The following is a 20,384-nucleotide window of genomic DNA, read 5'->3' on the forward strand; positions in this document are numbered from 1 at the left end:
TCGGCGCGGTGGCGCAGGGCGCCCGCCGTCCAGCGAAGAAGCTCGTTGAGCTCGAAGATCGCCAGCCAGAGGCCCAGGGCTCCGAGTGCCCGACCAGAGGAGGGAGGCGGCGTCGGGCCACGCCCCTCCGATCGACCGGACCCGGGTTCGGTCGAGCCGGGCTGTCCGGCTGCGGCCGGGCTCAGGCGACCGTCTGGAGGTCCTTGGGCAGACCGGTCAGGACCTCGCACCCGTCGTCGGTGACGATGACGAGGTCCTCGATGCGCACGCCGACCGCGCCGGGCACGTAGACGCCGGGCTCGACGGTGACGACCTGTCCGGCCGCCAGCGTCGCCTCGCTGCGCTGCGACAGCCGCGGGCCCTCGTGGACCTCGACGCCGACGCCGTGGCCCAGGCCGTGGCCGAAGTGCTCGCCGTGGCCGGCCGCGGTGATGATGTCGCGCGCCACCGTGTCGACCTCGCGCCCGGAGGCGCCGGGGCGGATCGCCGCCAGCGCCGACTCCTGCGCGCGCAGCACCAGCGCGTAGATCTCGGCGTCGCGCGGGTCGAGCTCGCCCGTCGCGTAGGTCCGGGTGCAGTCCGAGGCGTAGCCGTCCAGCACGGCGCCCCAGTCGATCGTCACCAGCGTGCCCGCGGGGATCTCGACGTCGCGCGGCTCGGCGTGCGGCAGCGCGCTGTGGGCGGCGGCGGCGACGATCGGCGGGAACGACACCGACTGCGCGCCCGCGCGGCGCATCGTGAACTCGAGGTCGAGCGCGACGTCGCGCTCCGTGCGACCCGCCAGGCCGCGGCCCAGAACCTCGGTCATCGCGGCGTCGGCCAGGCGTGTGGCGGCGCGGATGCGCTCCAGCTCGCCGGGGTCCTTGACGAGGCGCAGCCCCTCCAGGATCCCGCCGGCCGGCACGAGCTCGATCCCCTCGGCGACGCCCTCGGCGAGGGTGGCGTGGTCCTTGACGGGCAGGTGGGCATCGTCGAAGCCCACGCGCAGCGGCGCCTCGGCGCCGGCGCCGGGGCCGGGCAGCGCCTGCGCGGCGGCGGGCAGCAGCTCCTGGGTGATCCGCCGCTCCCAGCCCTCGTCGAGCTGCTCGGCCGACTGGGTCAGGTAGCGGAAGTCGGTCAGGAAGAGGCGCAGCCCGCCCTCGGCCCGGGCGCCGACGACGGCCAGCCCACTGGAGCCCGTGAAGCCCGTGAGCCAGCCCACGTCCACCCCGCGGGTGACGAGGAGGGCGTCGAGGTCGCGCTCGCGCAGGGCGGCGGCCAGGCGGTCGGGGCGGTCCATGCTCATCGTCGGCTCTGGGTCTCCGGGTCGGGGCGGCGGGTCAGGCGAGGTGGCGCTTGAGGATCGCGAGGGCCTCGCGGTAGCCCTCGACGCCCTGGCCGGCGACCGTCGCCACGCACAGGTCGCGGATGACGGAGACCCGGCGGAACTCCTCGCGGTGCTCGACGTCGGACAGGTGGACCTCCACGGCGGGCACGGCGGCGATCTCCAGCGCGTCGCGGATCGCCCATGCGTAGTGCGTCCAGGCGCCGGGGTTGAGGATGACGCCGTCGGCCAGGCCCTCGAGGCGGTGCAGGTGCCCGACGAACTCGCCCTCGCTGTTGGTCTGGAAGAAGCGCGGCTCGAGATCGAGCTCGTGGGCGAAGCCCTCGATCTGCTGCTCGAGCTGGTCGAAGGTGAGGTCGCCGTAGTGGGCGGCCGGGCGGCGCCCGAGCATGTCGAGGTTGACGCCGTGGACGATGTCGATGCGGTTGCGCGTGGTCACGATGTGGCCGCCAACTCTCGCACGGCCAGCGCGACGTCGTCGTCGCCGACGGTCTCGCCGTGCACGACGTCGCCCGCGGCGCGGACCAGGACGAACGGCGTGCGGGCCTGTGAGGTGCGCTTCTTGTCCAGGCGCGTGGCGGCCAGCACGGCGTCGGCGTCGACGTCGGGCAGCGTCGTCGGCAGCCCGGCGGCGCCCAGCAGCCCCGCGACCTCCTCGCGCAGGTCGGGCAGGCCGCTGAGGCGCAGCGCGGCGAGCAGCCCCAGGCCCACGGCCTCCCCGTGGCGCAGCGTGCCGTAGCCCAGGACCGTCTCGAGCGCGTGGCCGACGGTGTGGCCGAGGTTGAGCACCTGGCGGCGACCGCCGTCGCGCTCGTCGGAGGCGACGACGGCGAGCTTCGTGCGCGCACAGGCCAGGATGACGTCGTCGTCGACCGGGCCGCCGGCCGCGATCGTCTCCCACAGCGGCCCGCCGGCGATGAGCGCGGTCTTGAGCACCTCCGCGTAGCCCGCGGCGTGCTCCTCGGGCGGCAGCGTGGCCAGCGTCGAGGTGTCGGCCAGCACGGCGGCGGGCTGGTGGTAGGCGCCGACGTAGTTCTTGGCCTCGGGCAGGTCGACCCCGGTCTTGCCGCCGTAGGCCGAGTCGACCTGGGAGACGATCGTCGTCGGGGCCTGCACGACGGGGATGCCGCGCTGGAAGCACGCGGCGCAGAACCCCGCGAGGTCGCCGACGACGCCGCCGCCGAGCGCGATGAGGTGGTCGGCGCGCGTCACGCCCTGGGCGACGAGCGCGTGCCAGACGCGCTCGGCCGTGGCCAGCGTCTTGTGCGCCTCGCCCGGCGGGATCTCGACGAGCCCGGCCAGCCCGTGCAGGGCGCCGACATGGTGCTCGGCCACGGCGGTGTCGGTCACGCACACCGCGCGCCCGGCCAGCGCGGTGCCCGCGCCGGGGGCCAGCGCCAGGGCCCCGCGCCCGACGAACACGGGGTACTCGCCCGAGGCGGCGTGCGCCCAGGCCAGGCGGGTGCCGGGCGGCGCGTCCTGGAGGGTGCGCAGCGCGCCGTCGGCCCGGGCGGCGACGTGGCGGTCGGCGGCCTCGGGCAGGAACGCGTCGGCCAGCGTCTCATAGCGCCGCAGGCGCCGGTCGTAGAGGGCCTCGAAGCCGGCACGGTCGCGCGCCAGCGGGCGGCCGTGGCCGGCGGCGCGCTGCCACGCCAGCTCGGCCGAGACCTCGACGAGCACGGTGGTGTGCCCCGCCAGCGCGGCGGCGACCCGGTCGGAGAGCACGGTGCCGCCGCCGACGGAGACGACGAGGTCGTCGTCGCCGGACAGCAGGCGCAGCGCGGTCTCCTCCTCGGCGGCGCGGAAGACCGCCTCGCCGTCGGTGTCGAAGACCTCCTGGATCGGGCGGCCGAAGTGGCGGCGCAGGAGGTCGTCGGTGTCGACGTGCTCGACGCCCCGGGCGGCCGCCAGCTCCCGGGCGAGGGTCGTCTTGCCCGCGCCCATGAAGCCGATGAAGACGGTCAGCCGCGCCACGCGATCCGCTCGCGGTAGCGCTCCACGGCCTCACGGACGTCGTCGATGTGGTCGCCGCCGAACTTCTGGCGGTAGGCGTCGGCCAGCACGTAGGCCAGCATCGCCTCCCCCACGACGCCCGCGGCGGGCACCACGCACGAGTCGGTGCGCTCGCGCAGCGCCTGCGCCGGCTCGTGGGTGGCGATGTCGACGGAGCGCAGCGGCTTGGTGAGCGTGGGGATCGGCTTCATCGCGACGCGCACGTTGAGCGGCTGGCCGGTGGTCATGCCGCCCTCCAGCCCGCCGGCGTGGTTCGTCAGCCGGTGGTAGCCGCGCTCCTCGTCGTAGAAGATCTCGTCGTGGCTGTGGGACCCCGGGGCCGCCGCGAGGCCGAAGCCGTCGCCGAAGGCCACGCCCTTGGCGGCCTGGATCGAGCACAGCGCGCCGCCGATGCGCCCGTCGAGGCGCTCCTCCCAGCTGACGTGCGACCCCAGACCGGGGACCAGCCCGAAGGCGATGACCTCGAAGACGCCGCCGATCGACTCGTTGGCCTTGCGCTGCACGTTGATGTGCTTGACCATCGCCGCGCTGGCCTCGGGGTCCAGGCAGCGCACGGGGTCCTCGTCGACGCCGGCGAAGTCCGCGGGTGCGGGCGGGCCCTCGCGCGGAGCGGCGTGGACGTCGCCGATCTGGACGACGTGGCTGAGGACCTGCACGCCGACAGCGCCCAGGAACGCCTTGCACAGCGCGCCGCCGGCGACGCGCGCGGCGGTCTCGCGGGCGCTGGCGCGCTCGAGCACGTTGCGCACGTCGCTGAAGCGGTACTTCTGCACCCCGACGAGGTCGGCGTGCCCCGGGCGCGGCAGGTGGACCTCGGGCACGTCGGCGTCGACGGGCCAGGGGTTCATCCGCTCCTCCCAGTTGGCGTAGTCGCGGTTGGGGACCTGGAGGGCGATCGGGCCGCCGAGCGTGCGGCCGTGACGCACGCCCGCGGTCACGTTGGCGTGGTCGCGCTCGATCTTCATGCGCCCGCCGCGGCCGTGGCCGAGTTGGCGGCGCGCCATGTCGCGGTCGATGGCCTCCTGCTCGAGCCCCAGGCCCGCCGGCAGGCCCTCGACGATGCAGGTCAGCCCGGGCCCGTGGGATTCCCCCGCGGTGATCAAGTTCAGCGCCATGCGGCGCTGAAGTCTATGAGGCGGCTACGGCTGGGGGCTGGCGGGCACCGTCGGGACCGTCGAGGTGGTCTGCTCGGCGGCCGGGCCGGCGGCGGCCTTGGCCACGCTGCTGGGCAGGTTGGCCGCATCCACGTGCACGGCCGGGTCCTTCGCCACCAGCACGCCGAGGCTGCGGGAGTAGTCCCACCCGGCCAGAGCGGCGGGGTCCTGGACGGCGAGCTGGCGCAGGAAGTCCCGGCCCGCCGCGGACTCTCGGGCGCGGGCGCGGGCGGCTGACGCCGCCGTGGCCGCCTTGACCTTCGCGATCCCGGTCAGCTCGAGCTCGTACTGGACCACGCCGGCGGTCCCGCTGCCGAGATCGAAGAACTCGACGTCGCCCTTCTTGAGCTCGATCTCCTGGCACACCGAGGCCGACGGCTTGCACGTGCCGTCACCCGTGGCCACGGCGTCGGATGAGACGAGGAAGACCGCGGTCTTCTGGTCGGCCTTGACACCGAGGAACACGAAGAAGGGATTGTCGGCCGACGGCAGCGGCGTCAGCCGTGCCAGATCGGGGTAGCTCTTCTGTGCGCCGTCCTCGCCGAACCGGACGCTCACCCTGAACGTCTCGTTGGTCGGCGTCGTGGGCGTCGTCGCCGGCGGGATCGGGGTCGGGGTCGGCTTCGACGGCGTGGCGCCGCCCGTGCTCGACGTGCCGGGCGCCGGCGGCCGGCTGGTTGTCGGGGCCGACTGCGTCGGCTGCGTCACGGGCTTCGGCACGTGGTGCTGGACAAAGGGGTTGCGCAGCGTTCCGGCCCGCTGGACCTGCCCGCCGCCTGCTGCTCGAGGCTGATGACCTGCTCGCGAGCGGCGTCCGGGCGGTTGGCGAGGCCGGCCGCCGCGCCACCCTTGGTGGTGGGGACGACATCGGCCGCGTGGTTGGAGTCGCGCCCGACGACGACGGGCACCGCGACGAGCGCGATCAGGAGCGCGACCGACACGGGCCACAGCTTCTTCTCGACGAGGTCGTGCAGGACGTTGCGAAGGAAGCTCATCACTTGTTCCCGATCAGGCTGGCCGTCACCGGCGTTGTGGCGGTCGAGGAGGTCCCGGAGGCAGGGATCGTGGCGCCCGCCGTCAGACCCTCGTCGGTCGGAAGCAGGTAGGCGGTGACGGCGACGTTCGCATCGATCTGCGGGAAGCCCTTGGGGCCGGCGGTGAGGCTCACTCCGTCGACCGTGAGGAGGCGGCCCTTGACCGCAATGCTCTTGCCGTCGACCGAGGTGAGGTCGTCAAGGGACTTCAGGAACCGCTGCATGTTGAAGAACGATCCGTTGAAGTCGAATGAGAACGGCATCGTCGGGAAGCCCGCAGCCCCGACGGTGGCACCCGGGGGCAGGACGCTGGGCGAGGTCGTCGACGTGAGCCCGGCCGTTGAGGCCGCCGGTGCCGCCGCGACGGCGCCGCTGTTGAGCTTGATCGTGCGGAAGTCGACGTGGTGGTCGTGGGCCGTGTGCTCGAGCTGGTAGACGAGCGACGGGACGTCAGCGTCGACAGGAACGGACTTGCCGAGCCGCACCACCGTGGTGTAGTCGGCTGCGTAGTGCCGCTTGGCGGCCTGGCCGCTGGCCAGACTGGCCCGAGCGGTGTCGAGTCGCTGCTGGGCCGAGGTCACCTGCACGGTGACGTCGGACGCCTCCTTGCGCCGGGGCGACAGGATGAGCATCCAGAACGCCGCAGTGAGGGCGAGGAGGCCCACGACGATCAGGACGGTGCGGTCACGCGCGGTCACGGGGTGGTCCCTCCGGTGGCTGCGGGGGTCGAGGTGTTGGGCTTGGGCGCCGGCGGGGTGGCCGCCGTGGCCGAGGACGTCGCCGGCAGCGCCGTGGACGCCGAGCTGGACGACGCCGTCACGGCGGCAGGCGTCGTGACGCTCGCCGGCACCGCCGGGGTCGACTCGTAGAAGACGACCATGGTGAACTGGGGGAAGTGGCTGTGGCCGTTGCGGCAGTCCGCGCCGCCGCCGCTGCCGCCGGACGCTCCGGCGCCGGTGTTGCTCGCCGCCACCTTCTGCGAAGAGTCCAGCGCCACGCTCTGCACCCCGTCGATGAGGCGCAGGCGGGTCATCATGCGGGCCACCGACGCCTGGCTGGTGGTGCACCCGGCCACCACGATGGCCGGCACGGGAAGTGCCGTGCGCAGGGACGAGCCGCCGGCGCCCCCGGAGCCACCGCCCAGGTTGACCCCCGGCGACGTGGTCCCGGTGATCGAGGTCAGCCAGGCGTTGCGCGGCACGACACGAGCCAGCTCGCGCAGCGAGTGCGCCCAGTCGAACCGGCTGTTGGCCAGCTGGGTGACGGTGGCGACGCGCTTGGCGCGCAGGGAGGTGAACCTGGTGTAGTTCGTGAGCGCGGGCAGCTGGGCCTCGGCGGCCTCGGCCTGTCGTGTGACCGACGCCAGCTGGCTCTTCTTGTCGTTGACCGACTTGCCGGAGATGACGTAGGCGGTGGCCATGACGACGAGCAGTGCCAGCGCACCGATCAGGATGTAGGCGCCGCCGCCGGAGCGGCCTGCGGTCCCGCCGGAGCCGCGCTGCTGCTCGGCGGGGATGAGGTTGACGGCCCTCATGCGTGCGCGGCCTCCTCGACGGCCAGTCCGGCCGCGATCGTGAGCAGATGGGGATCCAAGCCGTCCGGCGTGCCTTCGACGGGGATGCAGTCCACCGGCATGCCGAGCTCGGCGGCGAGGGCGTCGCCGAAGCCCTGTACCCCTGCCGCAGCACCGGTCAGCACCGCACGCTCGACGCGCGGGCTCATGCCGTCCTGGGCATGGTGGAAGTCGAGCGAGTTGCGGACCTCGCCACCGATGCGACGTACGCCATCGAGCAGCACCGTTCGGGCCTCCTCGGCGATCTCATCGTGGTCGTCGGAGGTCATCTCGCTCACCGGCGTGACCAGGCCGACGTGGCGGAGCCAGCCGCGTGCATGCGCCAGCGTGAGGCCCTTGCGCTCCGCAAGCTCGATCGCGATCGACTCAAGTCCACCACCGACGACGCGCGTGAACAGGCACATCGTGCCCTCGGCGACCGCGAGGTTCGTGAGCCCACCGACCGACAGGTAGAGCACCGGCTCGGGCTCCTCCGTGGCCGTCGGGCGATACAGCGCACGGATCATGGCGAACGCGGAGAGGTCGACGCCCTCGGGCTTGAGCCCGGCCGCCTTGCAGGCCGCCAGGACCTTGTCGACCATCTCGCGGCGGGCCGCGACGAGCAGAACGCGCAGGCGCCGGCCGTGGTCGGTGTCGACGATGTCCAGCGGCTGGAAGTCGAGGACCGCGCTGTCCAGCGGCATCGGGATCTGGTCCTCGGCCTGGAAGCGGACGGCCGCCTCGAGCTCCTTGCGATCCTCGATCGGGGGAAGCTCCAGGACGCGAACCACGATCTTCTGGTTGGCGATCCCGATGCGGACCTTCTTGTCGAGGCCCTTGTTCTCGCGGTAGAGCGAGCGGAGGGCCTCGGCGAGGCCGGCGACGTCGTTGACCTCGCCGTCGCGGATGATGCCGGTCTCCAGAGGGACCACCGCGGCGTGCTTCACCGAGATGTGACCGTTGACGGTCACCGCGGCGGCGTGGATGGCGGAGGGCTCGATCTCGAGCCCGACGATGGTGGGTGCGCGCTTGGCCATGATCTCAGGACAGTGGTTCGACGGGGACGGTCGTGGGCTGAAGGACACGCCCCGACACCCTCGGTTGTTCGTCCAAAGGGGCCGGTGCTTGAGGGCCGTCGGCCCCGGCGCCTAGAAGCGGTCCAGGTAGCCGTTGACGATCGCGTCGCCGGCGAACAGTGCGATCAGCGCGCCGGCGGCCATGAAGGGTCCGAACGGCACCTTGGCGCGCCGCCCCTCCGAGACGCCCTTGCTGGCGACGATCGCCGCGCCGACCACGACGCCGAGGATCAGCGCGATGAACAGCGCGGGCACCACCAGGCGGCCCAGGTACAGGCCGAGCACGCCGGCGAGCTTGACATCGCCCATCCCCATGCCCTTGTTGTGGATGAGCGCGGGCAGGTAGAAGAACAGCAGGGCGCCGGCCCCGGCCGCGAGCTGCTCGGGCAGGTGTGAGGGCTCGAGCACGGCGCCGAGCGCGACCGCCAGGATCGCCGCCGGGCCGGTGAGCCGGTTCGGGATGATCTTGTGGTCGAGATCGATGACCGCGATCGGGACGAGGAACGTCACCAGCACGAGCCCCAGCACCAGCTGCAGCGTGTCGTCGCCCTTGACGGCGACGACGAGCACGTAGAGCGCGGCGGTGATCGCCTCGACGATCGGATATCGGGCCGAGATCCGCTCGGCGCAGCCGCGGCAGCGTCCGCGCAGCAGCAGCCACGAGATCACGGGGATGTTGTCGTACGGGCGCACGGGCGTGTCGCATCCTGGGCACTTGGAGCGCGGGCGCACGAGGGACTCGCGGCGCGGTAGGCGCCATGAGACGACGTTGAGGAACGAGCCGATGATCAGGCCGAGGAGCGCGGCCGGCGCGAGCGCGGGAACCATGTCCCAGTTGTCGGCACCTGGCCGGCCGGCTTGACGGACGCGCGTCTGACGGGACGGGCGTGCTAGGCGCCCGGCTGGATCTCGCGCCAGCTGTTCTGGATGATGCCCGCGGCCGCGAGGCTCTTGACGGCGTCGTAGCCGTGGTCGTCGAACCTGATGTTCAGCCCGCTCTCGCCGGCGTCCATCCGCCCGGGGCCGTCGATGATGACGCCGCCGTTGATGAGCGTGTTGCCGCTGGTCGTGATCAGCGAGGCGCTCGACTGCGGCGCCGATCCCAGCGTCGGCGGCACGCCCATGTTGGCGTGATAGATCACGCCGTTGAAGACGGTGGTGCCGCCGAGCGTGAGGGTGGAATTGGCGTTGAGGAAGATCAGGAAGCCGGGGTCCGCGACGCTGTTCCACGTCACGTTGCCCGTGTAGCTGCAGTTGCCGGTGGTGTCAACGACGACGACGTTTCCGGCCAACGAGCCGGGGCAACCGGTGTAATACGTCGACTCGGCCTTCGCGGTGTTGATGAAGCGGGTGATCTGGTCCTGGGTGAACACCGGCGCCGAGCTGTAGCCCTCGACGTGTGACTGGAAGCCGCTGATCTGGTTGTTGAGCAGGCTGTTCCACGCTGTGGTGGTCTGTGTCGGCGCGCGCCCCAGCGGCTGGCCCATGCACGGGGTCGAACCGGACTCCGCCGGCCCGCCGGACCCAGCCGTTGCCGGCACCGTGCAGCGGACCGCGACGATACCGCCGTTGGACTGGATGATCGGACCATTGTGCTGGCCGTTGTTCTCGATGGTCAACGCCCCGGTGATCAGCGCCGCGTGCGGCACCGACTCCGCCTGCGTCTGCTCTTGGACGAGCGACACGATGACGCGCGTGTGACCGCGGACGGTCGCCTCCGCGCGAACCCAGACCCTGCCGTCGTTGTTGGCGTCACAGCCGCACTGGGTTCCGATGCGAGAGTCGGCGAAGTACCCGTCCAGGCTGCCGCTGTTGTCGTACACGTTGGTCTTCCACGTGATCGCCACGTTGCTGTCGGCGCCGGGCACCAGCGTGGTCAGCTCGCTCGCGCTGGGGCAGAACGCCCCGCCGGGGCACGGCATGAAGCCGACGACCGCGTTCGTCGACCCGTCGGGGTTCTGGCCGTTCATGCCCGACCAGTGATGCGAGATCTGGGTGATCTGGGCGTTGAGCGCGGCCTCGGAGACGTTGAAGGCCGTCTCGCGCTGACGCTGGCTGGCCGTCAGCTTTGACTGTCCGTCCACGAAGGTCATGGCGCCGAGGCCGAGGGCCAGCATGAACGCCATGAGCACCACGGCGATGACGAGCGCGATGCCGTCTTCTCCGGAAAGCCGGCGGATACGAGTGTCGGTCATGAGACGGTCACGTTGCTCTTGGTCAGGGAGTTCGGCAGTCCGCTGGGGTCGGTGACCGTCAGCGTGATCGCGTGGGCGCCCGTGGTGGTCGTGTAGCGGAAGTACTCCGAGTCGCTGATGCTGTGGGCCCCACAGGTGCCCACCGTGCTGGTCGCCGCGGGGTCGTACCAGCAGTAGGTCAGCGGGTCGTTGTCGGGATCCGAGGACGAGCTGCCGTCGAGGACGAGCACGCCGCCTCCCGCCGCACTCGTCGTGAAGCTGGCCGTGGGCGCGCGATCCTGGTTGCGCAGATCCACCCCGGTGGCCACCTCCTGCTCACGAGGCCCCACCCCCGGGTCGATGTCGACGAACAGGTCGATCCCCACCCGGCGGATGTCGCTGTTGACCGCCGAGTCGAAGGAGAACACCGGCCGCGTCGCGCCGTTGTCGGTGTTGACGATGTCTTGGGCGACGACGCGGGCGTTGGACCAGCCGGTGCCGGGGCACGCGGCGGCACTGCTGGGCGCGACGGTGCTCGCCGTGATCGTGCTGGGCAGCATCTCCATCGTCCAGAGCTTGCGCGAGGCACCGGCCAGGCAATAGCGCACGAACTCGATGTTCTGCGGGTTGCTCGCGGGCGGCGTGCCGGTCGCGGCGACCGTCTCGAAGATCAGGTCATACGGATTGGCCAGCGATACCGCGTTGGGCTGCAGCGCCGTCGGCGTCGCGAGGTTGCGCATCTGGCGCGCCATCCGGTCGGTGGCGGTCCGGGCGCGGTCGGTCGACTGCGTGCGGACCTGGTTGTCGCGCACGTTGCGGTTGAAGACGTCGAACGCCGCGTAGGTCGCCATGAGGACGAACCCGAAGATCATGACCGCGACCAGCAGCCCGATCAGGGTGAACTCCCCGCGCTCGGAGCGCATCACGAGCTGACCGTGACCCCGGTCGACTTGGCGCCCTCGAGGCCCTGCGTGTCGATCGCGCTGACCATGTAGGTGAAGGTCTTGTTGTTGCCGATCTGGTCGGTGTAGGTGGTGGCCGTGCCGTTGGAGTAGCCGATCGGGGTGCTGCTGTCCGAGCGGTAGATCGCGTATTTCTGGACGGCGGTCTCGGCGTCGGTCGAGGCGTTCCACGTCAAGGTCACGCTCTTGTTGGCGCCACTGCCGGTCACAGCACCCGCGGCCAGGCCGGTCGGCGTGGTCGGCACGGTGTTGGCGCTGGACTGCGTCGCCGTCTGGACGTTCGATGGCCGGCCCTCGCGCACCGCTCCGCCCAGCGTGTCCAGGGCCACGACCCAGTAGCTCACCGTGACTCCTGTGGGCGGGTTGGTGTCGGTGCAGCTCAGCGCCGACACCTGGCTGCAGACCACCTGCGGTGTCCCGGAGCTGTTCTGGCGGTACATGCGGTACCCCACGATGTCCCGGTCGGGCGGCGCGTTCCATGTCCCCGTGACGGACCCGGTACCGGCGCCCGTGAGCGAGAAGCCGGTGGGCGCGAACGGGATGCGTCGGTTCAACGCCATCGCGACGTCCAGCTCGTTGCCGTGGATGCCGCCGGCGTCCTGGACCCGCGCCCCGATGAGATAGGTGCCGTCGAGCACCTCTCCGGCCGCGGGCGCGGTCTCGCTGGCCGGAGCGGCGTTGCCCAGGCTCCATGTGAACGTGCCACTGGTGCCCGACCACGAGGTCGGCCCCTGGTCGACGCCGCCGAGCAGCCAGTTGACCTGGTTGGCGGACTGGCTGCTGGTGGCCGTGAAGGTGATGCTCGCGGCGTTGGCGCCGCTCGCGTCCGGGGTGACCGTGTAGCCGTTGGCCCCCAGGGTGCCAACGTCCGGGACGATCGAGGTGATCGCCCCGTAGGCGGCCAGGCCCGGGAAGGGCACCGTGGCCTGCTGGAGCACGTAGCGCGAGCCGGCCCCACGGTCCCAGGTCACCAGGGTCACCAGGCGCTTGAAGTCATCGGGCTGCGAGTCGCAGGTACCCGCCGCGACGCTCGTCCCGGACGGGCAGCTGCTGGCCGAGCTCTGCACCAGGCCGTCGACCTGGCCGTCGACGTTGGTGTCCAGCCCGCAGTCGCCGGCATCGGCTCCGGGGCTGCCGCCCGTCCCGTTGATGCGGGCCGGCACGCCGATGAGGGCCTGGCACGTGGACGCGGTGGCCTGGACCGCGGAGCGCGTGCAGAACTCGCCGGCCGCGTGGGCCCCGGTGCCATCGCCGGGGTCGTCGACGGAGCAGACGCCGGCCGACACGGTGTAGGTGATCCCGCGCCGCTTGATCGTCCATCCCGGACCGGCCCCGGCGTTGGCGAAGCCCGGCATGCCCTGTAGCGTGGCGACCACGGTCGAGGGACGCAGGGACTGGTAGCGCACGGAGCGGGCGGACTCGGCGAGCTCGCGCGCCAGCGCGAGACCCTGCTCGCGGGCCTTGTTGGACGTCGTCGTGCCGTTGGCGGTGTTGACGATCGTCGTCACACCCAGGATCCCGACGATCAGGATCAGCGCCGCGACCATCACCTCGATGATCGTGAAGCCATCTTGACTGTGGACCGCACTCGACCGTTCCATGGCCCTCCGTGCATCGGCAGCCCGCTCCGCCAGCAGGAACCCCTCTCGGCGGATGGACGAGCCTCGACGGCGTCCTGGGCGTCGCGCTACCACTGGTCGCCGGACGCGTCGGCGACCTTGCACGAGCCCACGCCGACGGCCGTGCAGGTCCTGGTGAACGTCGCACCCGCCTTGGTGATGATGAAGACGTTGCCCGACTTCGACGACTGCCGGACCACGAAGCCGCCCTGCACGCTGGTCGCCGTGAAGGCGACGCCCGGCGCGAGCGGGGTGTCGGCGGTCGGGCACTTGGTGTAGTCCTGGCCGTCGGCGAAGCAGGCCTCGATCTGGGAGACCGCGTTGCGGACGTCGGACTTCGCCGCCGTGTCCTGGCCGCGCTGCTGGTAGGCCAGGAACGTGGGCAGCGCGATCGCGGCGAGGATCCCGATGATCAGGATCACGACGAGCAGCTCGATGAGCGTGAAGCCGTCCTCGCGGGTGACGGAGCGGGGGGTGTCGAGCTGGGGGGCCGTCATGACATCCGAGTGATCGGCCGCCACGGGGCGGACCGCGAGGCCGGCTCGGCGGATGGTTGAGCGCCGACGCGCCATTTCTGGGGAGCGCCCAGGACGGTCACGCACAACGCCGCGAGGCGGGCCGAAGCCCGCCTCGCGGTGGTACTGCTCGGTGGGGCGATGGGTGCGCTACCAGCTGCCGCCGGTCTGGCAGGAGCCCACGCCCGGCTTGTCGCACGAGCGGGTGTAGTTGCCCGACGCGTCACGGGCGATGGTGAACGTCGTGCCGGACTTCGACAGCGACGCGACCGAGTAGGTGGTCTTGGTCGACGTCGGCGTCACGGTGGCCGCCAGCGGGCTGTCGGCGTTCGGGCAGGCGGTGTAGTCCTGCGTATCGGTGAAGCAGGACTCCATCTGCGAGACGGCGTTACGCGCGTCGGACTTCGCCGAGGCGTCCTGGCCCTTCTTCTGCTGGCCGAGGAAGCTCGGCAGCGCGATCGCGGCAAGGATGCCGATGATCAGGATGACGACGAGGAGCTCGATGAGCGTAAAGCCCTCGTCCTCGTTCTTGAAACGCTGAAGCAAGACGATCCCTCCTGAGGATCTCGGTTGGCCTTCTACGCGCGGGTCCGCAGTCACCGGGAGCCCTTCGGAGGTCAAGGTCTTGAGCAGCAGGCCCCGTCCGTACGCCCGGTGGTGTCATCACCACACAGACGAGGTCATCGGTAGACGCGCCCAGGGCTGCAGCCCCGGAGGCCTCCCGTGGACGTTCGTCCTAGGTTCGGGACCCCATGGGTGAGGCGCGTCCCCCGGGGCGGCCCCCCGGGGCGCTCAGGACGTGGCGGGAGGGGGTGTGTCGCCGGCGGCGGCGCGGCGTGCGGCCTGGGCGTCGTGATCACCCAGAAACCGGCCGGTGCCCTCGCACCACGCGCACGGGACCTCGGAGGGCGAGCCCCCGAGGTTGGAGATCAGCGTGCCCGTCCCCCGGCAGACCGAGCAGGGCAGCGGCTGGTCGGGCTCGGGTGTGGCGTCGTCGGTGCTCACGGCGTGCGCGAGCGTAGCGGCTCGCCGCCGGCGCACGGGCCCCGCCCGGCGGCCGGGGCGGCTCCGGAACCCGCATCCGGTCCGGTGGCGACGCGGTGGACTGGACCTGTCGGCCGGACCGGTCGGGCGCTAGCGTCGTGCCGGTGACGACGTCCGGCCCCGCCCCTCCCCCGCCGCGCGCACGCCGGCGCTGCGCACGCGCCTGGCCGCGCTGGCCGGGTCCCAGCTCGCGTGGAGGGCGCCCGCGCTGGCGCTCGTCGGCGTGCAGTACCTCCTGCACGCGCCGAACCACGTCCTCGACAGCGGCCGGGACCACCCGGCGTGGGTCGGGCCGTTGGACGTGGTCGCGCCCGGCGGCGGGGCGCTCCTCGTCGCGACCCTGCTGCGCGCGGCCCTGCAGGCCGAGGGCCGGTCGTGAGGGTCCTGCTCGCGGGGGCCACGGGGGCCATCGGGCGCCCGCTGCTGGCGCGGCTGGTGGCCGAGGGCCACGACGTCGTCGGGACCACCCGTGATCTCGCGCGCGCCACGGCCATCGAGCGCGAGGGCGCCACGGCCGCGGTGCTCGACGCCTTCGACGCCGCCGCCGTGCGCGACACCGTGCTGGCCGCCCGGCCGGAGGTCGTCATCCACCAGCTCACCGCGCTGCCGGCCGCGCCCGACCCCAAGGCGATGGGCGCCGCGGTCCAGCAGACCTCGCGGCTGCGCCGCAAGACGGTCCCCGTGTTCCTCGACGCCGCCCGCGAGGCCGGCGCCCGGCGCGCGATCGTCCAGAGCATCGCGTTCGTGACCCGCCCCGACGGGCGCCCGGTCCACGACGAGGACGCGCCGCTGGAGGACGACATGGCGGCCGGCGCGGTGGGCGCCATGGAGGCCGCGGTCCGGGCCGCCGACGGCCTGGAGGGCGTCGTGCTGCGCTACGGCTTCTTCTACGGGCCCGGCACCTGGTACGCCCGCGACGGCGCGGTCGCCGAGCTCATCCGCCGGCGCCGCTACCCGCTGATCGGCAGCGCCCAGGGCCGTAGCTCGTGGGTGCACGTCGACGACGCCGTCGACGCGACCGTCCGCGCCCTGGACCACGGCGCGCCCGGCGTCTACAACGTCTGCGACGACGCGCCCGCGACCCAGGCCGAGTGGCTCCCGGAGGCGGCGCGGCTGCTGGGCGCCCGGCCCCCGCGCCACGTGCCCGCGTGGCTGGCGCGGCGTCTGGCCGGACCCGTCGTGGTCCACTACGCCACGACGCTGCCCGGCAGCGCCAACGGCCGCGCCCGTGCCGCCTTCTCGTGGTCGCCGCGGCCCTGGCGCGAGGGCTTCGCGGAGGTCCTGCGCTGAGCGCGGCGCCCGACCGAACCGGCCGCTTCGCCCCCTCCCCCACGGGCACGCTGCACCTGGGCAACCTGCGCACCGCGCTGCTGGCCTGGCTGTACGCCCGCGCCCAGGGGGCGGCGTTCCGGCTGCGCGTCGAGGACCTCGACGCCGGCCGCGTGCGGCCCGGGCTGGAGGCCGCGCAGCTGGCCGACCTGGCGGCGATCGGCGTGGACTGGGACGGCCCGGTCGTGCGCCAGTCCGAGCGCCTGGAGCGCTACGGGGACGCGCTGGGCGTGCTGGACGCCGACGGTGCCCTGTACCCGTGCTGGTGCACCCGTGCAGAGATCCGCGAGGCCGCCTCGGCGCCGCACGGCGACCTGCCCGAGGGGCACTACCCCGGCACGTGCCGCCGGCTGACGGCCGCGCAGCGCGCCGAGCGCGAGCGCTCCGGGCGGCCTCCCGCGCTGCGCGTCGACGCGGGCGCGGCCCGCATCGCGTTCACCGACCGCCTGCGAGGCCCCCGGTCCGGAGTGGTCGACGACTTCGTCGTGCGCCGCAACGACGGCGCCCACGCCTACAACCTCGCCGTCGTCGTCGACGACGGCGCCCAGGGGGTCGGGGAGGTCGTCCGCGGCGAGGACCTGCTGGACTCGACGCCCCGCCAGCTCTGGCTCGGCGGCCGCCTCGGCCTGCCCGCCGCGTCCTACGCACACGTGCCGCTCGTGCTGGGTGGCGACGGCGCCCGCCTGGCCAAGCGCCATGGCGCGGTCACGCTCGCCGACCGCATCGAGCTCGGCGAGACGCCCGCCGCCGTCCGCGGCCGGCTCGCCGCGTCCGTCGGCCTGGCCGCCCCCGGCGAGCAGCCCTCGCCCGCGCAGCTCGTCGAGCGCTTCGATCCGGCGCGCTTCGAACCCGGGCCGTCCGGTCCCCTGCCCGGGGTCTAGCGGTACAGGGGAACGCGGCCACCCGCAATGCGGGTAGCGTGCGCGCCCATGTCGCGGACCACCGCCGAGATCGCCGCGCGCGCCCGGGAGACCGGGCGCCTGGGCATCGACACCGAGTTCATGGGCGAGGGCCGCTACCAGCCCCTGCTCTGCCTCGTGCAGATCGCGCTGGACGCCGGCGACGGCGAGTCCGAGGTCATCGTGCTCGACCCGCTCACCGAGACCTACGACCCCGAGCCGCTGGCCGACGTGATGGCCGACCCCGGCGTCGAGATCGTCCTGCACGCCGCGCGCCAGGACGTCGCGCTGCTGCGTCGCGACTGGGGCCGGCCGCTGCGCAACGTCTTCGACACCCAGGTCGCCGCCGGCTTCGCCGGCATGCGCGCCCAGCTCGGCTACGAGCCGCTGCTGAAGGAGACGCTCGGCGTGCGGCTGCGCAAGTCGGCGTCGTTCACGCGCTGGGACGACCGGCCGCTCACCGACGAGCAGCTCGGCTACGCGCGTGAGGACGTCCTGCACCTCCTCCCGCTCGCGGGCGCGCTGCAGGACCGCCTCGCCGAGCTCGGCCGGCTGGAGTGGGCCCGGGAGGAGTGCCGCGCCTTCGAGGACATCGACGACCGCCGCGACCTCGACCTGGTCTTCGGCAAGCTGCCGCGGGTCAACTCGCTGGAGCCCGCCCAGCGCGCCGTCGCCCGCGAGCTCGTCGAGTGGCGCGAGGAGGCCGCCCGCAGCGGGGACCGCCCGGTCTCCAGCGTCCTGCACGACGCCGCGCTCATCGAGATCGCCAAGCGCCGTCCCCAGAGCACCGACCGCCTGCGCCAGATCCGTGGCCTCAACGACGCGACGCTGCACCGCCGCGGGAAGGCCATCGTCGAGGCCGTCGCCCGCGGCCGCGAGCGCGACCCGATCCCGGTCGAGGGCGTGCGGCCCACGCAGCCCGACGCCGAGGACGCCCCGCTCATCGCCCTCGGCGAGGCGCTCATCCGCACCCGCGCGATGGAGGCCGGGCTGGCCTACGAGCTCATCGCGGCACGCGCCGACCTGCAGCGCATCATCACCGCCGTGCGCGCGGACGAGGACGAGCCCGCGGTCCGCACACTGCAGGGCTGGCGGCGTGAGGTCGTCGGCCTCGAGCTGCTCGAGCTGCTGCACGGGCGCCGCGCGCTGCGCGTCGGCCCCACGCGCCGCATCGACATCACCGACTGAGCGCCCGCGGCTCAGGCGGCCAGCAGGCCGGCGAGCGCGGGACCGGCCGCCACGCGGACGCGGTCGCGGCCGGCCTCCTTGGCCTCGTACAGCGCCTGGTCGGCGGCGGCGAACACAGCGTCGTAGGCGAAGCACCCGGGCTCCGAGGCGCTGACGCCGAAGGACATGGTGACGTCCAGGCCGGCGGCCGGGGCGCCGGCGACCGCCGTCCGCAGGGTCTCGGCGACGGCCGCGGCGTACTGGGGCCGGGCGCCCGCGAGGATGACCAGGAACTCCTCCCCGCCCAGCCGGTAGGCGAGGTCGTGGGCGCGTAGCGCCTTGCGCAGCCGGTAGGCCACGTCCCTGAGCACGGCGTCGCCGGCGGCGTGGCCGTGCGTGTCGTTGACGGCCTTGAAGTGATCCAGGTCGCCGACGACCAGGGCCACGGGCTCGTGCAGGATCGCCGCCTGCTGGGTCAGCTCGGCGATGCGCGTCTGCAGCGCGTGGCGGTTCAGCATGCCCGTCAGCGGGTCGATGACCGCCGAGCTGCGATGCTCGAGGTCGGAGTTCATGAGCGCCGAGGACAGCAGCGCGACGGCGGCCAGCAGCGCCGCGGGCATCACGATGGCCTCGGGATGGCGGGCGGCGTAGCCCGGATCGACGCCCACGGTGGTCGCCAGCAGCAGGACCCACACCAGCGCCACACCCGCCCCCACGGCCCGGCTGTTGAAGCGCGCGGGCAGCGTGACGAGTGGGATGACGAGCCAGGCCACGGCGGGGCTGCGCGGCCCGCCCGTCAGGGCGATGGAGCCCGCGATCGCCAGCTCGGCGAGCACCCAGGCCGACGCGATCGTCCGCTCGGGCCGCGGGGCCGTGGGCAGATGGCGGTCGACGACGCGGAAGCCGAGGATCGCCAGCGCCAGCGGCAGCAGCGTCCACCAGCCGATCCAGTGGCCCGAGACGACCAGCGCGGTGCCGAGGGCCACGAACGATGCCCGGCGGAACGGGCGCAGGCGCTCCTCCATGTCCACGGCGCGGACGCGGTCGGCGGGGTCGGGACAGAGCCACGTGCGCGGGGCGACGCCGGGGTCCGGTGGGTCGGGCATCTGTCCAGGTCGTCGGTTGCCGGGCGACCCGACCTGAGCGCAACGCGTCGTCCTTGCACGACCTTTGTCGCCGAAGCGTCACTGACAGGACGGGGCGCAGTCGGTCTGGCGCCCGCCGTCGGAGGTCGCCGCGACCGTGCGCGCCTGAAACCGGAACGCGTCGAAGATCTTCTGCACGCCGAGGCGCGCGAACTCCGCGCGGGTGACCAGCACCGTGATGTGGTCGCCCTGCAGGCCGATCGTCGCGGCGACCTTGCGGAAGCTCGCGCCCGACTCGCCGGTGTCGATCATCGCCGCGGGGTCGGCCGCGCCCAGGACCGTCGTCTCGAGCTGGACGACCGGGGTCTCGGCGGTCCGGGGGCGCAGGACGAGCACGAAGGCGACCGCCGGCTTGACGGTGCCCTGCGTCCGGTACTCGACGCAGAGCCCGCCGGGGCCGCGCGCGATGCGCACGCTGACCAGGTCGCCCTGGGTCAGCTTCGGATCGCCGGGCCGGCGGCCCCTCTGGTCGTCGCCGGGGTCGTCGAGCTGGGTCGGGCGCCCGATCTTGGTGCAGTCGGTCAGCGTGCCGTAGAGCTTGGGCTGGTCGGAGCCGCAGCCGGCCAGCAGCGCCGCGGCGCCCAGCAGGGCGGCCATAGGGCCGGCGATGGTCCGGAGGGCGCGGGGCACGGGCGCGGAGTCTGGCACGGCGTCGGACCGCGGAGGTCCACGCCGCCGTTTGGGCTGCGCGGAAGAGGAGCACCACGGAGGCATGAGCCTCACCACCACCGCGCTGCGCGGCGTCATCGGACCGCTGTTCGTCGGGCACGGGACCCAGAAGCTGTTCGGCTGGTTCGGCGGCCAGGGCCCCGACGCGACCGGCGGCTTCTTCGAGCAGCTCGGCCTGCGCCCCGGGCGGCGCAACGCCATCGCCGCGGGCGCGGCGGAGGCCGGCGGCGGGGTCCTGCTGACCCTCGGCGCGTTCACGCCGCTGGCCGCGACGCTGGTCTCGAGCACGATGATCACGGCGATCCGCAAGGTCCATGCCCCGAAGGGCCCGTGGGTCACCGAGCAGGGCTGGGAGTACAACGCGGTGCTCATCGCGGCCGTGACCGCGCTGGCCGAGCACGGCCCGGGCCGCCCGTCGGTCGACGCGCGCCTGCTCCCCGGCTTCAAGGGCCGGGGCTGGGCGCTGGCCTCGCTGGGCGCGGCGGTCGCCGGCTCCTACCTGGTCGACGTCCTCTCCGAGCCGGCGGCGTCCACTGAGCCGCCCGCCTCGCCGAACGGCGCCGCGCCCGCTCCGGAGACCGCCGGCAGCACCGCCTGACGCGCTCGTCGCCCGGTGCGCGCCCGCCGGGCGGCGGTGCCACCGCTCACCGCTGGAGCACCCTCCGATCGGGACCGTGGGACGCCGGCGCCGGGGGTCGCTAGATTGCG

The 20,384-nt window shown here is 73.3% G+C and carries 23 protein-coding genes; 5 read left to right on the top strand and 18 right to left on the bottom strand.

The window, feature by feature from the left end; genetic code table 11:
* Nucleotides 1–181 precede the first annotated feature (181 nt).
* From FSW04_RS18540 to FSW04_RS18615, 16 genes are all read right to left on the bottom strand, one after another.
* On the bottom strand, nt 182–1,285 hold the full coding sequence (locus tag FSW04_RS18540; RefSeq protein WP_146921732.1) for a M24 family metallopeptidase: 1,104 nt from the start codon (nt 1,283–1,285) through the stop codon (nt 182–184).
* 34 nt (nt 1,286–1,319) lie between these two features.
* Complete coding sequence (locus FSW04_RS18545) at nt 1,320–1,763, bottom strand: type II 3-dehydroquinate dehydratase (protein ID WP_146921733.1); 444 nt, start codon at nt 1,761–1,763, stop codon at nt 1,320–1,322.
* A complete protein-coding gene (locus FSW04_RS18550) occupies nt 1,760–3,298 on the bottom strand; it encodes a bifunctional shikimate kinase/3-dehydroquinate synthase (protein WP_146921734.1) in 1,539 nt (512 codons plus the stop codon). Before FSW04_RS18550 ends, FSW04_RS18545 begins: the two co-directional genes overlap by 4 nt.
* Entirely contained in the window at nt 3,286–4,452 is a 1,167-nt protein-coding gene (aroC, locus tag FSW04_RS18555; RefSeq protein ID WP_146921735.1) for a chorismate synthase, read from the bottom strand. Before aroC ends, FSW04_RS18550 begins: the two co-directional genes overlap by 13 nt.
* A 24-nt stretch (nt 4,453–4,476) precedes the next feature.
* Nucleotides 4,477–5,049: a hypothetical protein gene (locus FSW04_RS18560; protein WP_146921736.1), complete on the bottom strand. Its 573-nt coding sequence runs from the start codon at nt 5,047–5,049 to the stop codon at nt 4,477–4,479.
* A gap of 146 nt (nt 5,050–5,195) precedes the next feature.
* Nucleotides 5,196–5,486 (bottom strand): hypothetical protein, encoded by a 291-nt coding sequence (locus FSW04_RS18565; protein ID WP_146921737.1) that lies wholly within the window; start codon nt 5,484–5,486, stop codon nt 5,196–5,198.
* Nucleotides 5,486–6,223 carry a type II secretion system protein M gene (locus FSW04_RS18570; protein ID WP_146921738.1) on the bottom strand — a complete coding sequence of 246 codons (738 nt, stop codon included), beginning with the start codon at nt 6,221–6,223 and terminating at the stop codon, nt 5,486–5,488. The genes FSW04_RS18565 and FSW04_RS18570 overlap by 1 nt, the downstream gene beginning before the upstream one ends.
* Complete coding sequence (locus FSW04_RS18575) at nt 6,220–7,059, bottom strand: PilN domain-containing protein (RefSeq protein ID WP_146921739.1); 840 nt, start codon at nt 7,057–7,059, stop codon at nt 6,220–6,222. Before FSW04_RS18575 ends, FSW04_RS18570 begins: the two co-directional genes overlap by 4 nt.
* The gene (gene pilM / locus FSW04_RS18580) at nt 7,056–8,114 is read right to left on the bottom strand and encodes a type IV pilus assembly protein PilM (protein ID WP_146921740.1); all 1,059 of its coding nucleotides are present in this window, start codon (nt 8,112–8,114) and stop codon (nt 7,056–7,058) included. The genes FSW04_RS18575 and pilM overlap by 4 nt, the downstream gene beginning before the upstream one ends.
* Nucleotides 8,115–8,225: 111 nt before the next feature.
* Nucleotides 8,226–8,981, bottom strand: coding sequence for a prepilin peptidase (locus FSW04_RS18585; protein ID WP_146921741.1), 756 nt, complete (start codon nt 8,979–8,981; stop codon nt 8,226–8,228).
* Between the two features lie 62 nt (nt 8,982–9,043).
* Nucleotides 9,044–10,348, bottom strand: coding sequence for a pilus assembly PilX family protein (locus FSW04_RS18590; protein WP_146921742.1), 1,305 nt, complete (start codon nt 10,346–10,348; stop codon nt 9,044–9,046).
* Complete coding sequence (locus tag FSW04_RS18595; protein ID WP_146921743.1) at nt 10,345–11,250, bottom strand: hypothetical protein; 906 nt, start codon at nt 11,248–11,250, stop codon at nt 10,345–10,347. Before FSW04_RS18595 ends, FSW04_RS18590 begins: the two co-directional genes overlap by 4 nt.
* Complete coding sequence (locus FSW04_RS18600; protein WP_146921744.1) at nt 11,250–12,890, bottom strand: prepilin-type N-terminal cleavage/methylation domain-containing protein; 1,641 nt, start codon at nt 12,888–12,890, stop codon at nt 11,250–11,252. The genes FSW04_RS18595 and FSW04_RS18600 overlap by 1 nt, the downstream gene beginning before the upstream one ends.
* A gap of 86 nt (nt 12,891–12,976) precedes the next feature.
* The gene (locus tag FSW04_RS18605; RefSeq protein ID WP_146921745.1) at nt 12,977–13,405 is read right to left on the bottom strand and encodes a type IV pilin protein; all 429 of its coding nucleotides are present in this window, start codon (nt 13,403–13,405) and stop codon (nt 12,977–12,979) included.
* 168 nt (nt 13,406–13,573) lie between these two features.
* Nucleotides 13,574–13,969 (bottom strand): type IV pilin protein, encoded by a 396-nt coding sequence (locus FSW04_RS18610; RefSeq protein ID WP_228430570.1) that lies wholly within the window; start codon nt 13,967–13,969, stop codon nt 13,574–13,576.
* 246 nt (nt 13,970–14,215) lie between these two features.
* Nucleotides 14,216–14,428, bottom strand: coding sequence for a hypothetical protein (locus FSW04_RS18615; protein WP_146921746.1), 213 nt, complete (start codon nt 14,426–14,428; stop codon nt 14,216–14,218).
* A 262-nt stretch (nt 14,429–14,690) separates the two neighbouring features.
* On the opposite strand from FSW04_RS18615, the gene FSW04_RS26315 reads away from it, so the two are divergent.
* From FSW04_RS26315 to FSW04_RS18630, 4 genes are read left to right on the top strand one after another with little or no spacing between them, the layout of a single operon-like run.
* On the top strand, nt 14,691–14,846 hold the full coding sequence (locus FSW04_RS26315) for a hypothetical protein (protein WP_187368908.1): 156 nt from the start codon (nt 14,691–14,693) through the stop codon (nt 14,844–14,846).
* Nucleotides 14,843–15,757, top strand: a complete 915-nt coding sequence (locus tag FSW04_RS18620) for an NAD-dependent epimerase/dehydratase family protein (RefSeq protein WP_146921747.1) — start codon at nt 14,843–14,845, stop codon at nt 15,755–15,757. Before FSW04_RS26315 ends, FSW04_RS18620 begins: the two co-directional genes overlap by 4 nt.
* Entirely contained in the window at nt 15,724–16,677 is a 954-nt protein-coding gene (gluQRS, locus tag FSW04_RS18625) for a tRNA glutamyl-Q(34) synthetase GluQRS (protein ID WP_187369491.1), read from the top strand. The genes FSW04_RS18620 and gluQRS overlap by 34 nt, the downstream gene beginning before the upstream one ends.
* Nucleotides 16,678–16,725: 48 nt before the next feature.
* A complete protein-coding gene (locus FSW04_RS18630; protein WP_146921748.1) occupies nt 16,726–17,883 on the top strand; it encodes a ribonuclease D in 1,158 nt (385 codons plus the stop codon).
* 11 nt (nt 17,884–17,894) lie between these two features.
* Here the strand turns inward: FSW04_RS18630 and FSW04_RS18635 are convergent, their stop codons facing one another.
* Both FSW04_RS18635 and FSW04_RS18640 read right to left on the bottom strand, forming a co-directional pair.
* A complete protein-coding gene (locus FSW04_RS18635) occupies nt 17,895–18,968 on the bottom strand; it encodes a GGDEF domain-containing protein (RefSeq protein WP_146921749.1) in 1,074 nt (357 codons plus the stop codon).
* A 78-nt stretch (nt 18,969–19,046) separates the two neighbouring features.
* Complete coding sequence (locus FSW04_RS18640) at nt 19,047–19,604, bottom strand: hypothetical protein (protein WP_146921750.1); 558 nt, start codon at nt 19,602–19,604, stop codon at nt 19,047–19,049.
* Nucleotides 19,605–19,719: 115 nt separating this feature from the next.
* On the opposite strand from FSW04_RS18640, the gene FSW04_RS18645 reads away from it, so the two are divergent.
* On the top strand, nt 19,720–20,274 hold the full coding sequence (locus FSW04_RS18645) for a DoxX family protein (protein ID WP_146921751.1): 555 nt from the start codon (nt 19,720–19,722) through the stop codon (nt 20,272–20,274).
* Nucleotides 20,275–20,384: the final 110 nt, after the last annotated feature.

Source organism: Baekduia soli, from assembly GCF_007970665.1.
Lineage (GTDB): Bacteria > Actinomycetota > Thermoleophilia > Solirubrobacterales > Solirubrobacteraceae > Baekduia > Baekduia soli.